General features: G+C 75.6%; 12 protein-coding genes. 9 read left to right on the forward strand and 3 right to left on the reverse strand.

The window, feature by feature from the left end:
• Nucleotides 1-88: 88 nt before the first annotated feature.
• Complete coding sequence (locus I6A81_RS20245; protein WP_307874781.1) at nt 89-1,066, reverse strand: alpha/beta fold hydrolase; 978 nt, start codon at nt 1,064-1,066, stop codon at nt 89-91.
• Nucleotides 1,067-1,336: 270 nt separating this feature from the next.
• Here I6A81_RS20245 and I6A81_RS20250 point away from each other — a divergent pair, with 270 nt between their 5' ends.
• The 3 genes from I6A81_RS20250 to ypfJ all read left to right on the forward strand — a co-directional run bounded on the left by I6A81_RS20250 (nt 1,337) and on the right by ypfJ (nt 3,286).
• Nucleotides 1,337-1,510 (forward strand): hypothetical protein, encoded by a 174-nt coding sequence (locus tag I6A81_RS20250; RefSeq protein ID WP_203005656.1) that lies wholly within the window; start codon nt 1,337-1,339, stop codon nt 1,508-1,510.
• Nucleotides 1,511-1,750: 240 nt separating this feature from the next.
• Nucleotides 1,751-1,966 (forward strand): hypothetical protein, encoded by a 216-nt coding sequence (locus tag I6A81_RS20255; protein WP_238430123.1) that lies wholly within the window; start codon nt 1,751-1,753, stop codon nt 1,964-1,966.
• 429 nt (nt 1,967-2,395) lie between these two features.
• A complete protein-coding gene (ypfJ, locus tag I6A81_RS20260) occupies nt 2,396-3,286 on the forward strand; it encodes a KPN_02809 family neutral zinc metallopeptidase (RefSeq protein ID WP_203005657.1) in 891 nt (296 codons plus the stop codon).
• A gap of 154 nt (nt 3,287-3,440) precedes the next feature.
• Here the strand turns inward: ypfJ and I6A81_RS20265 are convergent, their stop codons facing one another.
• Together I6A81_RS20265 and ftsH are read right to left on the reverse strand one after the other, a co-directional pair.
• Nucleotides 3,441-5,261: a RecQ family ATP-dependent DNA helicase gene (locus I6A81_RS20265; protein WP_307874782.1), complete on the reverse strand. Its 1,821-nt coding sequence runs from the start codon at nt 5,259-5,261 to the stop codon at nt 3,441-3,443.
• An 80-nt stretch (nt 5,262-5,341) separates the two neighbouring features.
• Nucleotides 5,342-7,348: an ATP-dependent zinc metalloprotease FtsH gene (gene ftsH / locus I6A81_RS20270; RefSeq protein WP_203005983.1), complete on the reverse strand. Its 2,007-nt coding sequence runs from the start codon at nt 7,346-7,348 to the stop codon at nt 5,342-5,344.
• Nucleotides 7,349-7,674: 326 nt separating this feature from the next.
• Here ftsH and I6A81_RS20275 point away from each other — a divergent pair, with 326 nt between their 5' ends.
• From I6A81_RS20275 to I6A81_RS20300, 6 genes are all read left to right on the forward strand, one after another.
• On the forward strand, nt 7,675-9,228 hold the full coding sequence (locus tag I6A81_RS20275) for a WD40 repeat domain-containing protein (protein WP_203005980.1): 1,554 nt from the start codon (nt 7,675-7,677) through the stop codon (nt 9,226-9,228).
• Nucleotides 9,229-9,383: 155 nt separating this feature from the next.
• The gene (locus tag I6A81_RS20280) at nt 9,384-9,596 is read left to right on the forward strand and encodes a heavy-metal-associated domain-containing protein (protein WP_203005979.1); all 213 of its coding nucleotides are present in this window, start codon (nt 9,384-9,386) and stop codon (nt 9,594-9,596) included.
• Complete coding sequence (locus I6A81_RS20285; RefSeq protein ID WP_203005978.1) at nt 9,593-10,531, forward strand: heavy-metal-associated domain-containing protein; 939 nt, start codon at nt 9,593-9,595, stop codon at nt 10,529-10,531. Before I6A81_RS20280 ends, I6A81_RS20285 begins: the two co-directional genes overlap by 4 nt.
• Nucleotides 10,532-10,560: 29 nt before the next feature.
• A complete protein-coding gene (locus I6A81_RS20290) occupies nt 10,561-12,867 on the forward strand; it encodes a heavy metal translocating P-type ATPase (protein ID WP_323132734.1) in 2,307 nt (768 codons plus the stop codon).
• A gap of 301 nt (nt 12,868-13,168) precedes the next feature.
• The gene (locus I6A81_RS20295) at nt 13,169-15,925 is read left to right on the forward strand and encodes a WD40 repeat domain-containing serine/threonine protein kinase (RefSeq protein WP_203005977.1); all 2,757 of its coding nucleotides are present in this window, start codon (nt 13,169-13,171) and stop codon (nt 15,923-15,925) included.
• A gap of 414 nt (nt 15,926-16,339) precedes the next feature.
• Nucleotides 16,340-18,958 (forward strand): WD40 repeat domain-containing serine/threonine protein kinase, encoded by a 2,619-nt coding sequence (locus I6A81_RS20300; RefSeq protein WP_203005976.1) that lies wholly within the window; start codon nt 16,340-16,342, stop codon nt 18,956-18,958.
• Nucleotides 18,959-18,963 lie beyond the last annotated feature (5 nt).

Here is an 18,963-nt window from a genome sequence, read left to right on the forward strand (position 1 = left end):
CAGGGCGAGGCCGTACGGGACAAAACACCCAACGCGGACATCGCGGTGATGTCCGGGATCGGGGTGATGTCGGTGCGGTGCCAGCAGCCTAGCCCTCGGGTCCGACAACCTTCGCGCCCGACACGACCCCGTCCATGATCCCTCCCGGCGCCCCCGCCGGGTCCGCGAAACCGACCGCCAACGCCGCCGCGACCGCGCCCGGGCCGTCGAGCCAGCCGTTGATCAGCGCGGCCGTCCGGTCCGCCGCTTCCAGCTGCGGCAGGTGGCCGCAGTCGTCGAGCACCTCCACCCGCCAGTCCGGCCGGCGGGCCGCCGCGCGCCGCGCGGCCGCGACCGGCACCAGCCGGTCACGGCGCCCGTGCACCAACAACGTCGGCGCCGTCACCGCGGCGACCGCCGCGGCGAGCCGGCCGGGTCGCGTAAGGGTCCCGAGAACCGACCGGGTCGCCGCGACCATCGCCGCGTCCCCCGCCAGGTCCCTCCCTGGGGCCGCGCGCTCGGCCGACAGCGCCACCATCGCCGCGAGCGCCTCCGCCGGCACCCGGCGCGGGTCCACGGTCGTGCGCAGCAGCGCCTGCTCCACGAGCTCCGCCGCGCTGTAGCGGGCCCGGCGGCGCGCCAGCGCCGCCGCCCCGACCCCGGGCAGCGTCATCCCGGTGAAGATCCCGAGGATCGTGGCGTCCGGCGGGCGCAGCCGCGGGATCGGCAGCGCCGGCGAGAGCAGCACCAGCCCGGCGACCGAGCCCGGGTCGGCCGCCGCCTGCAGGACGCTGATCATGCCGCCCATCGAGTTGCCGGCGAGCAGCGCTGGCGCGCCCCCCGCGACGGCCCCGAGGAAGCCGGCGAGCAGCCGGGTGTTGGAACCGACGTCGGCGCGCCGCGCCCCCACGGGGGTGCGGCCGAAGCCGGCCAGGTCCAGCGCGAGCACCCTGGCCCGCGCGGTCAGCAGCGGCGCGAGCGCCCACCAGGTGGTGTGCGACGCCCCGAGGCCGTGCACGCAGACCAGTAGCGGCCCGTCGGCCGGCCCGCCGAAGTCGACGTAGTGCACCGGACCGTCCACGTCCACCCAACGCTCCCGCGGCCCGGCGGCCCGCTCCCCCACGATTCCGACCGGCGCCGCGCCGCCCCCGTCCGCCGGCTCTCCCCACCCGCCCAAGTGACGCCCTCCTGTTCGGCACGGGATGACCACTTCTGATCGACTGTGACGCAGCTATCACGTGCGCTGCCCGGGCTCACGCCTGCCGATCCGTGCCCGCTCGATACCGTTTTGGTGTGGACCGCGAATGCCCCAGCGGTCCCCCCATCGATTGTCGACGAACAGAGGGGGTTCTCGCGGATGGAACTGAACGAAACGGCTGTGACCGCCGGTACGTGGACGCTGCCCGGCCAGCGCGACACCGGCGTCGAGCAGGTAGCGGTCGAGACCGCCCCTGGCGAGTCGGACGTGATCGCGGTCGGCCCGGTGGCCAACCCGAAGCGCCTGCGCCTGGGAGTGCCCGCCTCGGCCTGATGACGTGAGGCGCGCACGCCCACGGGACGTGCTCGGCCCGCTCCGGACGCCGGAGCGGGCCGTCGTGCTTCTCCGGCCGGATTCCTCGGCCGCCGCGCGTGTCCGGCCGCATGTCCCGCCGGCCGCGCGAACCCGTGACGGCCGCCCGCGGTGGCGACGAACCGGTTACCGGGCGACCGCCCGAAGAGACCACGGTGGGCCCCGTTGGCGTGGCCGCGAGAGCGCCCGAAAATTTGGATCATGAAACCCACTGGGCGCCGCCAGGGCGACATGAGGTTTGGTCGCGATGAGAAGCGCGGCGGCGCCAAGTACGGCCCCCCACCGGAGGACGAGCACGCCGACCGCGGCCCGCTCACCTGCGGCGGCTGCGGTGGGACCGGTTTCGTGCAGCGGGAGCACCGCGGTGCCCACGCGGTCGACGTGTGCGTCTCCTGCGACGGCCGAGGGCGGGTTTGACCGGTCAGAGCCCCCGTTGGCCACGCCTGTTGCGCCTGGCGTGCGCCCACCACCGCGACCTGGGCCGCACGGGTCACAGCGCCTCCTCGAAGGGGGGCTGGTCGCCCGGCCCGTCCTGCGCCGACTGCCGGGTCGTCTGGGCGGCCGGCGACGGCCCGGGCGGCATCGGCCACGGTCAGTCCCACCAGCCACCCCATCCAGCACCTCGCCGGCCGCCCGGCGGCGAGCGCGCGGATCCACCCGTGTGAGTGGGCCAAGCCCACGTACGCGACCCCGAGCCCTCCGACCAGGCCACCGCCGCCACCCTGGCACTTCTCGTGTCAGGGGCGGGCGGCGGGCCTTTCGTCCCGGTTGCAATACTCGGTGCTCCGGGCAGGCCGCTACCGCGGGATAAGCCCGGATTGTTACCGGCGGCGCGAGGGGCAGGCCATGCGGTTCGACGACCAGTCGGTGGACACCTCCCAGCTCGAGGACCGCCGCGGGGTTGGCACCGGTGGCCGGATCGCGCTCGGGGGCGGGGCCACCGGCATCGTCGGCGTGATCATCTACCTGCTGGTGACGTTCCTGGGCGGCGGAGGCACGGGCGAGGGCCTTCCGGGCGCGGGTCCTGGCGCGGGCGGCTCGGAGGCCGGCGCGTCAGCCGCGGCCGACCTCGCGGCCCGCTGCAACACCTCGGGCGCGATCGATCAGTACGACGACTGCTTCGTCCTGAAGGTCTTCAACGAGGTCAACGAGGTCTGGACCGCCGACTTCCAGCGCGGTGGCCAGGACTACACCCTTCCGACGCTCGTCTACTTCGAGGAGGGCGTCTCCACCGGCTGCGGACAGGCGTCGTCGCAGGTTGGCCCGTTCTACTGCCCACCGGACCAGAAGGTCTACATCGACCTCGGGTTCCTGCGGGAGCTGCAGAACCAGTTCGGCGCCCAGGGCCGCTACGCGCAGGCCTACATCGTCGCCCACGAGGTCGGGCACCACATCCAGACGATCACCGGCACCGAGGCGCGGATGCGCCAGGGCCAGCAGGCCGACCCGTCGCGGGAGAACGAGCTGTCGGTCCAGCTGGAGCTGCAGGCCGACTGCTACGCCGGCGTCTGGAGCACGCTGGCGAACAAGGCCGGCAACGTCTCCGTCAGCCAGGCCGACCTCGACGAGGCCCTGCGCGCCGCCCAGGCCGTCGGCGACGACCGCATCCAGGCCAGCGCCGGCGCCCGCGTCGACCCGGAGACCTGGACCCACGGCTCCGCCGAGCAGCGCAAGGCCGCCTTCCTCACCGGCTACCAGGGCGCCACCCAGGCATCCTGCGGCACCGTCCCCCACTGACCGACGCCGACCGGGGACCGGCCCGACCAGGGCCCCGTCCCCGCGGCGGCGCGATCCGTGATGCCCGGCCTCGGCACGCCGACGCCGGGGCCGTGGGCCCGGCGGATCAGGATGGCGACGCGAACCGGAAGCGGGCGGCCGGGCTCTTCGGCCGTCAGCCGGACCCGGAGCCGTCGCCGTGCTGGTCGAGCGGGGTGAGCAGGCCTCGGGACAGCACGGCGGCCAGGGCGAGAGTCCGGTAGCCGGTGTCGTCGAACAGGACGGTGACGCGGTCGCCCTCGTGGCGGACGACCTGGCCGGCGCCCCACTTCTCGTGGCGGACCTTCGTTCCCACCGGGAAGACCGCTGCCTGCGTCGCCTCCGCGGGGGACGCGTCCGCGGGCGCGGCCCGGTCTCGCGGCGTTTCCTGGCGGGGCGCCGGCGCGTCGGCCTGGGCGGCGTCGCAGCGGTCGCAGGCGCCGCAGTCACGGTCGTAGGGCTCACCGAAGTAGGTGAGCAGGTAGCGGCGGCGGCAGGCGCGGGTCTCGGCGTAGCCGCGGATCTCGTCGATCCGGGACCGGTCGAGCGTCCGGCGGGCCTCGGCCCGTTCCGCGGCCCGGGCCGCGGCGGTCGCCGGGTCCGGGGCGTCGGGGCGCTGCTCGACGGCGCCGTCGTCGCCGACGGTCAGCGCGCCGGCGTCGACGAGCAGGTCGACCAGCCGGAGCAGCGCCGAGTCCGTCAGCCCCGCCTCGGCGGCGAGCCGGGCCAGCGCGATCGGGCCGTCGGCGTGCGCCATGAGGACCGCGATCCGGCGCAGGTCCACCGGGTCCGGCGGGCCGGCGACGAAGAACCGGCGCAGCCCCAGGTCCTCCGGGCGGAAGAAGAGGCAGGCGCGGGCCGGGGCGCCGTCGCGGCCGGCGCGGCCGATCTCCTGGTAGTAGGAGTCCAGCGAGTCGGCGACGTCGGCGTGCGCGACGAACCGCGCGTCCGGCTTGTCGATCCCCATGCCGAACGCGGTCGTCGCGACGACGACGTCGAGGCCGCCGTCGAGGAACGCGGCCTCGGTCCGCCGGCGCCTCGCCGCGCCCAGCCCGGCGTGGTAGGGCTCCACGGCCAGGCCCAGCCCGGACAGCTCGTCGGCGATCTGTTCGGTCGCGCGACGGGTGGCGGCGTAGACGATCCCCGGCTTGGGCTCGGCCGCCGCGTACTCGACCAGCGCCTGCCGCTTGGCGGCGTCGTCCGTGAAGGCGCGCACCGTCAGGTGGATGTTCGGCCGGTCGAAGCCGGCGACGATCTCGGCGGGGTCCCGCATCCGCAGCCGGTCGGCGATCTCGCGGCGCACCGGCGGCGCGGCGGTCGCGGTGAGCGCGATGACGGTCGGGTGGCCGAGGTCGTCGATGACCTCGCCGAGGCGGAGGTAGTCGGGGCGGAAGTCGTGGCCCCAGGACGAGATGCAGTGCGCCTCGTCGACGACGAACAGCGACGGCGCAGCCTCCCGCAGCAGCGCGCGGATCTCCGGCTTGGCCAGCTGCTCGGGCGCGAGGAAGAGGAACTCGCTGGTGCCGTGCCGGATCGCGCCGAACGCGGCCGCGAGCTCCCGGGCGCTCGTCTGCGAGTTCGCCGCCACCGCGGCCCGCGGCGCGTCCGTGCCGCCGCCCGCGTGCCCGCCGTCGCCGACGAACCCGTCGAGCCCGCCGAGGCGCTGCGTCAGCCCGCGGACCTGGTCACGCTGCAGCGCGATGAGCGGCGAGACGACGATCGTCGGGCCGTGCAGCAGCAGCGCGGGGATCTGGTAGACGGCGGACTTGCCGCCGCCGGTCGGCAGCACGCACAGCGTGTCGCGCCGGCCGACGACGGCCCGCATCGCGGCGCGCTGGCCCGGCCGCAACGACCCGAAGCCGAACGCGGCCGCGGCCACGGCGTCGAGCAGGTCGTCGGTCTCGTCGCCTGCGGCCGGTGCCGGCGGCCGCGCGGGCGCCGGCCGCTGCGCGGGCACGCCGCGCGGTGTGGTCCCGGCGCGGCCGGCACCCGAACGCCGGCGCGCCAGCCGCGAGAGCCACCCCTTCAACGGACTCCTCAGGTCGTGGTGGGCGAAGCGGGATGCCCGGCCGGCAGGCCCGCCGTGGCCGGCGTGGGCCCGCCGGCCCCGCCAGGGCCGGTGTCGGAGGCCGGGACCGGGCCCGGCTGCGCCGGAACGGTGGCGGTCAGCCGCAGGACCTCGGCGACGGCGGCGCCGTCGACCGTCTCCTTCTCCAGCAGGAGCGCGGCCAGGCTGTCGAGGGCCTCGCGGTGGGCGCGCAGCAGGCCGACGGCCCGGGTCTCGGCCTCGCGCAGGATGCGGGCGACCTCGTCGTCGACGATCTTCTGGGTGCCCTCCGAGTACGGCCGGCTGACCAGTTCCTCGCCGCCGAGGAACCGCTGCTGGCGCGAGCCGTACCCGACGGGCCCGAGCGCCGGCGACAGGCCGAACTCCCGCACCATCCGGGTCGCGAGCTCCGTCGCCCCCGCGAGGTCGCTCGCGGCCCCCGTCGAGCCGTAGCCGAACACCACGAGCTCCGCGGCCCGGCCGCCGAGCCGGACGGCCAGGCTGTCGAGCAGGTAGGCCTCGGTGTAGAGGTGGCGCTCCGCCTCCGGCAGCTGCTCGGTGACGCCCAGCGCCATCCCGGCCGGCAGGATCGTCACCTTCGCCACCGGGTCGGCGTGCTCGCACAGCGCCGCGACCAGCGCGTGCCCGGACTCGTGGAAGGCGACCGAGCGCTTCTCGTCCGGCAGCAGCGCGTTCGACGCCTCCCGGCGGCCGAGCAGGATCCGGTCGCGCGCCGCGCCCAGGTCCTCGGCGGTGACGACGTCGCGGCCCGCGCGCACGGCGTGGATCGCCGCCTCGTTGACCAGGTTCGCGAGGTCGGCGCCGGAGAAGCCGGGGGTGCCCCGGGCGACGACGTCCCAGTCGACGTCGTCGCCGAGCGTCTTGCCGCGGCCGTGCACGGCGAGGATCGCCGCGCGCTCCGACTGGGTCGGCAGCGGGACGGTGACCTGCCGGTCGAACCGGCCGGCGCGCAGCAGCGCCGGGTCGAGCGTCTCCGGCCGGTTCGTGGCGGCGAGGACGACGACGCCGCTGGCCGAGTCGAAGCCGTCCATCTCGGCGAGCAGCTGGTTGAGGGTCTGTTCCCGCTCGTCGTTCGCGCCGCCGAACGCGCCGCCGCCGCGACGGCCGCCGATCGAGTCGATCTCGTCGATGAAGATGATCGACGGTGCCCGCTTGCGTGCCTCGGCGAACAGGTCGCGCACCCGGGACGCGCCGACGCCGACGAACATCTCCACGAAGCCGGAGCCGGTGACGGACAGGAAGGGCACCTCGGCCTCGCCGGCGACCGCGCGGGCGAGCAGGGTCTTGCCGGTTCCCGGCGGGCCGACCATCAGCACGCCGCGCGGGCCCTTCGCGCCGGCCCGGCGGTAGCGCTCCGGGTTGCGCAGGAAGTCGACGACCTCGCTGATCTCCTGCTTGGCGCCCTCATAGCCCGCGACGTCGGCGAACCGGGTCTCGGGCCGCTCCGTGTCGGTGACCTTCGCGCGGGACCGGCCGATGCCGCCGAGCCCGCCCGCCAGCTGGCGCCGCGCCTGCCGGCCGGTCCAGAGGAAGAACGCGACGAGCAGCAGCAGCGGCAGGAAGCTCAGCAGGATCCCCAGGAACGAGCCGCCGGTCTGCGTGCCCTTGACCCGGACGTTCTTCGCGGCCAGCCGGGAGGCGAGCTCCGAGGTGTCGAGCGCGGTCGGGATCTGGCTGGTGAACTCGGTGCCGTCCTTCAGCCTGCCGTCGACCGCGCCCTTGTCGTTGACCGACACCGAGGCGACCGCGCCGGCGTTGACGCGCGCGAGCAGCTCCGAGTACTCCAGCGACGCCGGGCCGCCGGACATGCTCGGGGCGAACAGGAGCAGCGCGGTGATCAGCAGCCCGAGCGGCAGCAGCCAGTTCCGCCACATCGGCGTCTTCGGCGGCGCGGGCTTGGGCGCCGGGTCCCTGGGCGGCCCTGACCTCGCCGGCGCCGAGTGGTGCACACCCGGCAGGCGGACCCGTGAGATCACGTCGACTCCCGTCACGACGGCACCGCGCCGGCCCGCGGGACATTCCGCGACCGACTGGCCAATAGCGTAGCCAGGCGGTACGGCAGTCCCGGCGGATGAGGACTACCACAAATCGGGACACGCCAACCAATCCCGCCTCACGGCCGCCGCGCCGCCGTTCCGGGGCGACGTTTCGCGAGGTGTCCCGGTGCCGGAACCACGCGGGCGTTCCGGACGGTGTCGCGCGTCGTTCCAGAAGGGTGCCGGCGGTGGGAACGGTGCCGGCGGCTGGAACGGTGTCGTCAGGTTGACGACGCGGGGCCCGACGGCGGACGGACGATGGTCGGGTGAACGCTTTCCGGCGGCGGGCGTCGGCGCGGACGCCCGCCTCGGCCGCGAGCCGCGTCGTCAGGTCGCCCAGACGTCTCGCCGGCGCGCTCGCGGCCGTGGCCGCGGCGACGGCCCTCGTGGCCGCCGGCCTGGTCGTGCTGGACGAGCGCGTCTGGCCGGAGCGCGGCCCGGACCGGGCGCCCGCCGAGCGGGCGTCACGACTCCTGGCCGCCGAGGCGGGACGGGTCCGGGGCGACGACCCGGACCTGGCTCGCCGGCTCGCGCTCGCGGCCTACCAGACCGCGCCGACCGGCGAGGCGCGCGCCGCGCTGCTCACCGCCTATCCCGCGCACTACCGGCGCGCCGCGGTCCTGCGCGGTCACTCCGTGACGCCCCGGCACCTGGTGTTCAGCCCGGACGGCAAGCTGCTCGCCAGCGCCGCCGGTGACGACTTCTCCGAGGACATGGACGGCGCCACCGGCGCCCACGACAACACGGCCCGCCTGTGGGACACCGCCTCCCGCGGCTCGGAGGCCGTCGCCGTCCTGCCGCACCCCTACGCCGAGCAGGCGGTGTTCAGCCCGGACGGGTCGCTGGTCGTCAGCGTGGGCAGCGACGCCACCCAGCTGTGGGACGCGGCGAGCCGGGGCGACGACAACCATCCGCTGGCCACGTTCGCCGACGGCGACCTGGCGACCAACGAGGCCGCGTTCAGCCCGGACGGGTCGCTGCTGGCCACGGTGAACAGCGACGGCGCCGCCCGGCTGTGGGACCCGGCGCGACGCGGCGTCGACGTGCCACCACTGGCAGTCCTGAACAGCGGGGACTCCTCGATGTGGCACGTCGCGTTCAGCCCGGACGGGCGCCTCGTGGCGACGGCCGACAGCGCCGGCGCCGTCCGGGTCTGGGACACCGGCCGGCGCGGCCTCGTGTTGTCGGCGGTCGCCGTGCTCATCGCCGACCCGGACGACTGGATCACCGACGTGGCGTTCAGCCCGGACGGCCGGTTCGTGGCCACCGGGGCCTCCAGCGGCGTCGCCCGGCTGTGGCCCGCCACCGGTGGCCCCGAGGCGCGCCCGCTGGCCACCTTCCTGAGCGGCCGCGACGGGGGCGAGGTCGACGTCGCGTTCAGCCCCGACGGGAAGCTGCTCGCCGTGACCACCGACAGCGGCGCGCTGCTGCTCGACTCCGCCGCGCGCGGCACCGGCGCGGCGCCGCTGGCGGTCTTCGCCGGGCACCGGTTCGGGGTCGGCGCCGTCGCGTTCAGCCCGGACGGCCGGACGCTGGCCACCGGCGGCGGCTCCGAGGTCCAGCTCTGGGACCCGGCCGCCCGCGGCCCCGACGCGCGGCCGGTCGCGACCCTCGACCACCCCGACGCGACCACGGCCGTCGCCTTCAGCCCTGACGGCTCCCTGCTCGCCACCGCCAGCGGGGACAACCGCCTGCGGCTGTGGGCCGTCGACCCCGACGGCACGGCCGCCGGGGCCTGTGCCACCCCCGCCGACCGGCTCACCGCCGCGGAGTGGTCCCGCGTCGTCCCCGACCTCTCCTACCGGTCTCCCTGCCGCTGACCCATCGGCGCCGCTGACCCGTCGGCGCGGCCTGGGTCCCGACTCGGTGATCGCCGTCGCGACGGGGACGGCTGGGTTGCGTCTTACCCCTCAGGGGTATAGAAACGACTCGTAGGTACCCCTGGGGGGTACCATGCGACGGGAGGGTGAGCGCGATGGTCACGAGCGAGTACCAGGTCACGGGCATGAGCTGCGGGCACTGCGAGACCGCCGTCCGAGAGGAGGTCGGCAGGATCGACGGTGTCACGGACATCGAGGTCAGCGCGCGGACCGGCCTCCTCGTCGTGACGGCCGCCGAGCCGCTCGACGACACGCGGGTGCTGGCCGCCGTCGACGAGGCCGGCTACGAGGCGGCCCGGCTGCGATGAACGCCCCGACCCGGCTCGCCGCCTACGCCGCCGGCCTGGCCCTGCTGTTCGGCGGCGCCTTCGCCGCGGGGTCGTTCCTCGTCCCCGAGTCGAAGGTCGACGCGTGGACGGAGGCCGCGCGGGCGGACCCCATGGACCACGGCGCGTCCGCGAGCCCGTCGGTCCGCGGGCTCGGGCTGGAGCAGGACGGCTACCGGTTGGGCGAGGTGACGGCTCCCGGCCGGACCGGCGAGGCCGGCACCCTGTCGTTCCAGGTGCGCGGGGCCGACGGCGACCCGCTGACGGCGTACACCACGTCGCACGACAAGGACCTCCACCTGATCGTGGTGCGCTCCGACGGCGGCCAGTTCCGGCACGTCCACCCGACGATGGGCGCCGACGGCACCTGGTCGATCCCGTGGACGTGGACCACCGCCGGGACGTACCGGGTGTTCGCCGACTTCGTGCCCGCGGGCGGGGACGGGGCCGGTGCTCCCCCCGTCACCCTCACCCGGGCGGTCGACGTCGTGGGCGACACCGCGGACGACACCGCCCCGACCGCGGCCGCGCACGTCTCGACCACGTCGCGGGTCGACGGGTTCACGGTCGAGCTGCGCGGCGACCTGCGCGCGGGTCAGCTGTCCGACCTGGGCTTCGAGATCACCCGCGACGGCGCGCCGGTCCGCTCCCTTGAGCCCTATCTCGGCGCGTTCGGCCACCTGGTGGCGCTGCGGCAGGGTGACCTGGCCTATCTGCACGTCCACCCCGAGGGCGAGGAGCCAGTCGTGGGCGACCTCTCGGGCCCGCGGATCGACTTCGCGACCGAGGCACCGACCGAGGGCCGCTACCTGCTCTACCTCGACTTCCAGGTCGACGGGCGGGTACACACAGCCACATTCGTCGTCGACGCCGCGGCGGGCGACGGCACCGGCTCCACGGCCGGGAACGAGCACTGACCGGACACGTGGAAGGGAGGGAGTACGCGGTGGCCACCTCAACTGCCCGCCCGGACGCGGCGGGCACCAGCATCGAGCTCGAGATCGGCGGGATGACCTGCGCCTCGTGCGCGACGCGGATCGAGAAGAAGCTCAACAGGCTCGACGGCGTCGCGGCCGCGGTCAACTTCGCGACCGAGAAGGCCAGGGTCACCGCTCCCGAGGGTTACGACCCCGCGGCGCTGGTCGCCGAGGTCGAGAAGGCCGGCTACACCGCGAAGCTGCCCGCGCCCAGGAAGGCCCCGGCCGCTGGGCCGGTGGCCGCCGACGCCGGGGCCGACGAGGGCGCCGAGCGGCCCGACCCCGAGCTGGTCGACCTGCGCAACCGGCTGACCGGGGCCGTGGTGCTCACCGTCCCGGTCATCGCGCTCGCCATGGTGCCCGCGCTGCAGTTCGAGTACTGGCAGTGGGCCTCGCTCGCGCTGGCCTGGCCGGTGGTCGTCTGGGCGGCCTGGCCGTTCCACCGGGCGACCTGGGTCAACCTGCGGCACGGGGCGGCCAGCATGGACTCCCTGGTCTCGATCGGCACGTTCGCGGCGCTGCTCTGGTCGGTGTACGCGCTGTTCTGGGGCACCGCGGGCACCCCGGGGATGAAGCACTCCTTCTCGCTGTCCGTCCGGCCAACCGACGGCGCCGGCTCTATCTACCTCGAGGTCGCCGCCGGCCTGACGATGTTCGTGCTCGCCGGCCGCTACTTCGAGAAGCGGTCCAGGCGCCGGGCCGGCGCCGCGCTGCGCGCCCTGCTCGAGCTCGGCGTCAAGGACGTCGCGATCCTGCGCGACGGCGTCGAGAGCAGGGTCGCGGTCGAACAGCTGGCCGCGGGCGACGAGTTCGTCGTCCGCCCCGGCGAGAAGATCGCCACCGACGGCGTCGTCGTCAGCGGGCGCTCGGCGGTCGACCTGTCGATGCTCACCGGCGAGTCCGTGCCGGTCGAGGTCAGCCAGGGCGACCCGGTCACGGGCGCCACCGTGAACGCGGGCGGCCGGCTGGTCGTGCGCGCCACCCGGGTCGGCGCCGACACCCAGCTGGCCCAGATGGCCAGGCTCGTGGAGGAGGCCCAGTCCGGCAAGGCCCCGGTCCAGCGGCTGGCGGACCGGGTCGCCGGGGTCTTCGTGCCGGTCGTCATCGCGCTCGCCGTGGCGGTTCTCGGCGCCTGGCTCGGCGCCGGGTTCCCCGCGGGCGCCGCGTTCACCGCCGCCGTGGCCGTGCTGATCATCGCCTGCCCGTGCGCCCTGGGCCTGGCCACCCCGACCGCCCTGCTGGTCGGCACCGGCCGCGGCGCCCAGCTGGGCGTGCTCATCAAGGGCCCCGAGGTGCTCGAGTCCACCCGACGGGTCGACACCGTCGTGCTGGACAAGACCGGCACCGTGACGACCGGGACGATGACGCTGGTCGACGTGGTCCCCGCCGACGGCGTGGACCGGGCCGAGCTGCTGCGCCTGGCCGGCGCCCTCGAGAGCGCCTCCGAGCATCCGGTGGCCAGGGCCGTCGCCCGGGGCGCCGCGGCCCAAATCGGCGCGCTGCCGGCCCCGGAGGACTTCACGAACGTCGAGGGCAGGGGCGTCCAGGGAGTCGTCGATGGCCACGCCGTCGTGGTGGGCCGCGACCAGCTGCTCGCCGACTGGTCGCTCCAGCTCCCCGCCGGGCTGGCCGAGCGGGGAGCGGCCCTCGAGCGGCACGGCAGGACCGTCGTCGCGGTCGGCTGGGACGGCGAGGCCCGAGGCCTGCTGGCCGTGGCCGACGAGGTCAGGCCGACCAGCCGCGAGGCGATCGCCCAGCTGCGGTCACTCGGGCTGACCCCGGTGCTGCTCACCGGCGACAACCGGACCGTGGCCGGCGAGATCGCCGCCGAGGTCGGGATCGACCACGTCCTCGCCGAGGTCCTGCCCGCCGAGAAGGTCGACGCCGTCCGGCGGCTGCAGGCCGAGGGGAAGGTCGTCGCCATGGTCGGCGACGGCGTGAACGACGCGGCGGCGCTGGCCCAGGCCGACCTGGGCCTGGCCATGGGCACGGGCACCGACGTCGCGATCCAGGCCGCCGACCTCACCCTGGTCCGGGGCGACCTGCGCGGCGCGGCCGACGCGATCCAGCTGTCGCGCGCCACGCTGCGCACGATCAGGACGAACCTGTTCTGGGCGTTCGCCTACAACACGGCGGCCCTCCCGCTCGCGGCCTTCGGGCTGCTCAACCCGATGCTCGCCGGAGCGGCGATGGCCTTCTCCAGCGTCTTCGTGGTCGCCAACAGCCTACGGCTGCGCACCTTCTCCCCCACCGGGACTACCAGCCGCCGGCGGTGACGAGCGCCTGCATGGCCGCGGCCGGCGAGAACGCGACGAGGTGGCGGAAAGCCGCGCCCGCCAGAGGCCCGGGACCGGCTCGGCGGGCCGGCCCGCCCGTCGCGCCCCGCTCGCCCCACCCCAATGGTCGGGTTCACGACGTTGGCGCCAGGTCCTGCGCTTTTCGCGTGAGCCATGAGTATGGTCGGGATCATTCGGGGTGCCGGGTCGGTGGCAGGTCGGGGGAGACGTCGATGCGGCTCGGTCGCGACTCGTCAGGACGAGAACGGCACCCGTCCGGTGGGACGAGGGGTCGACCGCGGTGACACCGACTGATGACTTGCGCGCTGGCGGCCCATCGCCGGACGGGCCGCCAAAGGACGGCGGCTCCGGGCCGGTAGGCGACTCCGGGCCGGTAGGCGACGAGGCCAGGGCCGGCGAGGGAACCACGGGTGGCGACGCGCCACCGACCGGCGGCCAGCCCGCCGGGCCTGGGCCGGCGGCCCCCACGGCCGGCGGCCCCGGGGCGGGGCAGGTGCCGGGGCGGCCGCTGACGTTCCTGGACCCGGTCCGGATCGGGCACTACCGGATGGAGCGGCTGCTCGGCAAGGGCGGCATGGGCAGCGTGTACCTCGGCCGAGGGCCGGACGGGCGCCGGGTGGCGGTCAAGGTCATGCGCTCCGAGCTTCTGGCCAACCCCACCGCGCGCCGGCTGTTCGACCGGGAGATCCGGCTGGCCCGGCGAGTATCGGGCGCCTATACCGCCGAGGTGCTCGACTACGGGGTCTTCAACGGGCAGCCGTTCCTCGTCACCAAGTTCATCGAAGGGCCGACGCTGTCGGCCGTCGTCGGGCGTACGGGGCCGCTGGACCCTTCCCGGCTGGAGCGAACCGCCCTCGGCGTCGCCGCGGCGCTCACCGCGATCCACGAGACCGGCGCGGTCCACTGCGACCTGAAGCCGTCGAACATCCTGCTGTCGCCCGAGGGCCCGATCGTCATCGATTTCGGCGTGGCCCGCGCGCTCGACGCCACCACGCAGCTCAGCCGGGCTCTGCGGGGCACGCCGCAGTACATGGCGCCCGAGCAGGCCCGCGGCGAGGAAATCGGTCCACCCGCGGACATCTTCGCCTGGGGCGGCGTCATGGCGTTCGCCGCCTCTGGCCGGCCGCCGTTCGGCACCGGCAACCTGGAGACGCTGCTCTACCAGGTGGTCAACGGCGACCCCGACCTCACCGGCGTTCCCGAGCCGCTGCGCTCGGTCGTCGCCGAGGCGATGAACCGCGACCCCGCGCTGCGCCCGACCGCGGCGCAGCTGCACGCCCGCCTCACCGGCCAGCCGCTCGGCTCGCCCCTCTCCTGGCCGGCCACCGAGCCCCCGACGGCGCTGACGACACCGGGACCGCCCGCGTCGCCGGTACCGACGTCGTGGCCGCCGGCCACCCCCGAGGCCCGGCCGGCCGCGTCGGGCGCGCCGGCCTTCCCGGGCGCATCGACTTCCCCAGGCGCGCCGACTTCCCCAGGTACCTCATCCCCGACATGGACCTCACCGCCGACATCCGTGCCACCGACGTCCGTGCCACCGGCGCCCGTACCGCCACCGCCGCCCGGCGCGCGGCCGGCCCGGCGCCGACGCGTCCTGTTCGCGGTGCTCGCCGTGGTCGCCGTGCTCGCGGTGGCGGTGCCGCTGGTCGTGCTCACCCGCGGGGGTGGCGAAGCGGAAGGCGGCAGCCCCGAAGAGGTGTCGGCGCTGCTCGCCGCCGAGGCGCTGCGGGTCCGCGACCCACAGCCGGCGCTGGCCAGCGGCCTGGCGCTCGCGGCCTACCACGTGGCACCCACCCGCGAGGCCCGCGACAGCGTCCTCGCCGCCCTGGTCACGGCCGACGGCGCCGCGACCACCTTCACCGGCCACACGGACGTGATCCGCAGCGTCACGTTCAGCCCGGACGGCAAGCTGCTCGCCACCCGCGGCGCGGACGGGGCCGCCCGGCTCTGGGACAGCACCGGACGCGGCGGCGACATCGCGCCGCTGGCCGTGCTCGCCCCCGGCGCCCCCGGTACCTCCGGCGCCGTGTTCAGCCCGGACGGCAAGCTGCTCGCCACCACCGGCACCAACGGAGGCGTGTGGCTGTGGGACCCCACCAGCCGCGGCGACGCCGTGACACCGCTGACAACGTTCACCGGCCATCCCGATCCGGTCGCCAACGTCGCCTTCAGCCCGGACGGCACGCAGGTCGCCACGGCGGGCTGGGACGGCACCGCCCGGCTGTGGAAGGCGGCCAGCCGCGGCTCGGACATCGCCGCGGCGGCGGTCCTCGGTGGTCACGAGGGCAGGGTCTGGGGCCTCGCGTTCAGCCCTGACGGGAAGCTGCTCGCCACCACCGCTGACGACGGGATCGTCCGCCTCTGGGACGCCGCCAGCCAGGGTGACGCCGCGACGCCGCTGGCCACGTTCTCCGGCCACACCGGCCAGGTCTTCGGCGTCGCGTTCAGCCCGGACGGCAAGTGGCTCGCCAGCACCGGCAGCGAGGACCACACGGTCCGGCTGTGGGACGCCGCCACCCAAGGGGACACCGACGACCCGGTCGCCACGTTCGTCGGGCACACCTCCGCGGTGTACGACGTCGTCTTCGGTTCCAGCGGCGCCCTGTTCGCCACCCGCGGCGACGACGGGACCGTCCGGCTCTGGGACGCCACGGCGCATGGCGAGAACATCCAGCCGCTGACGACGTTCGTCGGCCACCTGGGCACGGTGTACGACGTCGCGTTCAGCCCCGACGACACCCTGCTCGCCACCGCGGGCGGCGACGGCGTCGTCCGCCTCTGGGACGCCGCCCGCCGCGGCCCCAACGTCGGCTCCCTGACCGCGCTCACGAACCACGACGCCGCGGTCGAGGGCGTCGCGTTCAGCCCTGACGGGAAACTGCTCGCCACCGCCAGCAACGACCACACCGCGCGCCTCTGGGACCTGGACGCGGACCGGATCGCCCAGCGCGCCTGCGCCGAGGGGAACTACCTGCTCACCAGGGAGGACTGGGACCGTCATTTCCCCGACCTCCGCTACCGCGAGCCCTGCCCGTAGCGCGAGCCCCGCCGTGGCGCGCCCTTGCCCGTCCGTGGCGCACTACCCACGGCGCGCACTGCCCATCACCCAGGCCCGCCCATGACCCAGGCCCGCCCGTAGCCCGGCGAGGCCGCCTGATCGGCGCCTGGCCCACTCTCGGCCGGCGGCTACCAGACGCGGCACCGGCCGCCGCAGCGTTCGCCACCCGGCGCGGCGCGGTCAGCCGCGCCATCCGCGCTGGGTGCGGGGGCGTCGAGGGACGCCCCTTGACCCCGAACGCCGAGATTCCAAAACAGTTGACTACTCTGCGCGGTAGGTTCGGGATTGCCGAGTTGTCCGGGTCCGCCGGCCGGCTTTCCACGGTTGACAGGGGACGTCCGTGCGGCGGGGGCGAGAACGGGTCATGTCGGCACGTGGCCGGTCGAGGCCACGATGGTGACGCCTCCAGGTCATGAGCGCGCGGAATCCGGGCCGGGTGGCTTGATACCGGGTGGCTCGATACCGCCCGGCAACCTGCCGAGTCGCGCGAGGCCGCTGGCCGCCGACGACCCGGGGCAGGTCGGCCCCTACCGCCTCGAAGGGCTGCTCGGCCGCGGCGGGATGGGCAGCGTCTACCTGGGCCGCGCGGGAGCCGGCCCGCTCGTTGCGATCAAGGTGGTCCGCGCGGACCATGCCGCCAACCCGGACTTCCTGCGAATGTTCGAGCAGGAGGTCCGGCTGGCCCAGCGAGTGGCCCGGTTCTGCACGGCGGAGGTCCTCGGGTCCGGCACGGACCGGGGCAGGCCCTACCTGATCACGGAGTTCATCGACGGGCCGTCGCTGCTCGATCAGGTGCGCCGCGGCGGGCCGCTCGCGCCCGGAGGCCTGGAACGGCTGGCGCTCGCGGTCGCGCACGCGCTGCGGGCGATCCACCGCGCGGGCACCACCCACCGCGACCTCACCCCGGCCAACGTGCTGCTGTCCGGCGAGGGCCCGGTGGTGATCGACTTCGGCCTCGCGCTCGAGGTGGACAGCGCCTCGCACCGGCCGAGAGAGAAGGCCGGCACACCCGCCTTCATGGCGCCCGAGCAGGCCGGCGGCGAGCGGGTCGGCCCGTCGGCGGACATCTTCGCCTGGGGCGGCGTCATCGTGTTCGCCGCGACAGGCCGGCCGCCGTTCGGGGAGGACCGGTGGGACGACCGGATCCACCCGAACGGGCATCCCCAGCCCGATCTGCGCGGGGTTCCCGCGCCGCTGCGGTCGATCGTCGCCGACGCGCTGCGCCTCGACCCGCGCCGGCGCCCGACCGCCGTCCAGCTCTCCGCCCGGCTGGAGGACGCCCTCCAGGGTGGCCGCGCCAGGCAGGATCCCACCACCGGCCCCCCGTCCGGCAGCTTGGCCGGCCAGCCGGTGGCGGGTCTGGTGACCATGCCGAGCCCGCCGCCCACGTCCATCTCCTCGGTCTCGTCGACGCCGCCCGGCACATGGTCGGTGGCCCCGACCCGGCCAGGCCCGACGAGCGACCCGAGTCCTGGCGCGCGCAGCGATCCGTCGGCGCGCGGCGGCGCGCCCACCGGTCCCGGTCCGGCAGGCGGCTCGCGCTCCGGCCGGCGGCGCCGGCTGCTCCCGCTGGCGGTCGCGGCGGGGGCCGCGCTGGCCGTGGCGCTGACGCTGCTCGTGATCCTGCCGGGCCGCGGCGGTGGCGGCGAAGCGGATACGCGGGCGGCGGCCGAGCGGGCTTCCCGGCAGCTGGCCGCGGCGGCGCTGGAGGCCCGCGACCAGCAGCCCGCGCTCGCCCGCCAGCTCGCGCTCGCCGCCTACCGCGCCGCGCCGACCCGCGAGGCCCACCTGAGCCTGCTGGCCGCCTACCTTTCCCCGGGCAGCCCGACCGCCACGTTCACCGGCCACGAGGCGGCGATCGCCGACGTGGCGTTCAGCCCGGACGGCAAGCTGCTCGCCACGACCGGCACCGACCTGACGGCCAGGCTGTGGGACACCACCCGGCGCGGCGGCGACGTCGTCGCCCTGGCCACGCTGCGCGGCCACTCGGACTGGCTGGGCGACGTCGCGTTCAGCCCCGACGGGACGCTGCTCGCGACGGTCAGCGCCGACGGCACGACCCGGCTGTGGGACACCACCCGGCGCGGTCTGGGCGTCCGGTCCGTCGCGACGCTCGTCGGCCACGTCGACGGTGTCTGGGACCTCGCGTTCAGCCCCGACGGGAAACTGCTCGCGACCGGCGGGATCGACGGGACGGTCCGCCTCTGGGACCCGGCCCGGCGCGGCGACGACGTCACCCCGATCGCGACGTTCAGCGGCCACCAGAAGGTCGTCGGGGAGGTCGCCTTCAGCCCGGACGGGAAACTGCTCGCCACCGGGAGCGCCGACGGGACGGCGCGCCTCTGGGACCTCGCCCGCCTGGTCGACACCGACACCCCGCGGGCAACCCTGCTCGGCCACCGTGGCGGCGTCAACGAGCTCGCGTTCAGCCCGGACGGCAAGCTGCTGGCCACCGCGAGCCAGGACGCCACCGCCCGCCTCTGGGAGACCTCCGGCCAAGGGGACGTCGAGGCGGTCACCACCTTCACCGGGCACGAGGGCTGGGCCGGCGACGTCGCGTTCAGCCCGGACGGGAGACTGCTCGCCACCACCAGCGGCGACGGCACCGCCCGGCTGTGGGACACGGCCCGCCGCGGCCCCGACGTCACGCCGCTGGCGAGCCTGACCGGCCACACCGACCAGGTCAACGACGTCGCGTTCAGTCCCGACGGCCTGCTGCTCGCCACCTCCGGCGGCGACGGCACCGCCTATCTGTGGGACACCGCCGGCCGCGGCGGCAACGTCGTTCCGCTGGCCACCCTGACCGGTCACGAGGGGCGGATCGACGACGTCCTGTTCAGCCGGGACAGCACGCTGCTCGCCACCACCGGCGCCGACCAGACCGCCCGCCTCTGGGACATCTCCCCGGCCCGCGTCGCCGACCACGCCTGCGCCGACCCCGCCAACCGCCTCCCCACCACCGAGTGGTCCCGCCGCGTCTCCGACGTCCCCTACCCCGAGCCCTGTCCATAGCCCGC

Origin of the sequence: Frankia nepalensis, assembly GCF_016786325.1 — a bacterium.
GTDB classification, from domain to species: domain Bacteria; phylum Actinomycetota; class Actinomycetes; order Frankiales; family Frankiaceae; genus Pseudofrankia; species Pseudofrankia nepalensis.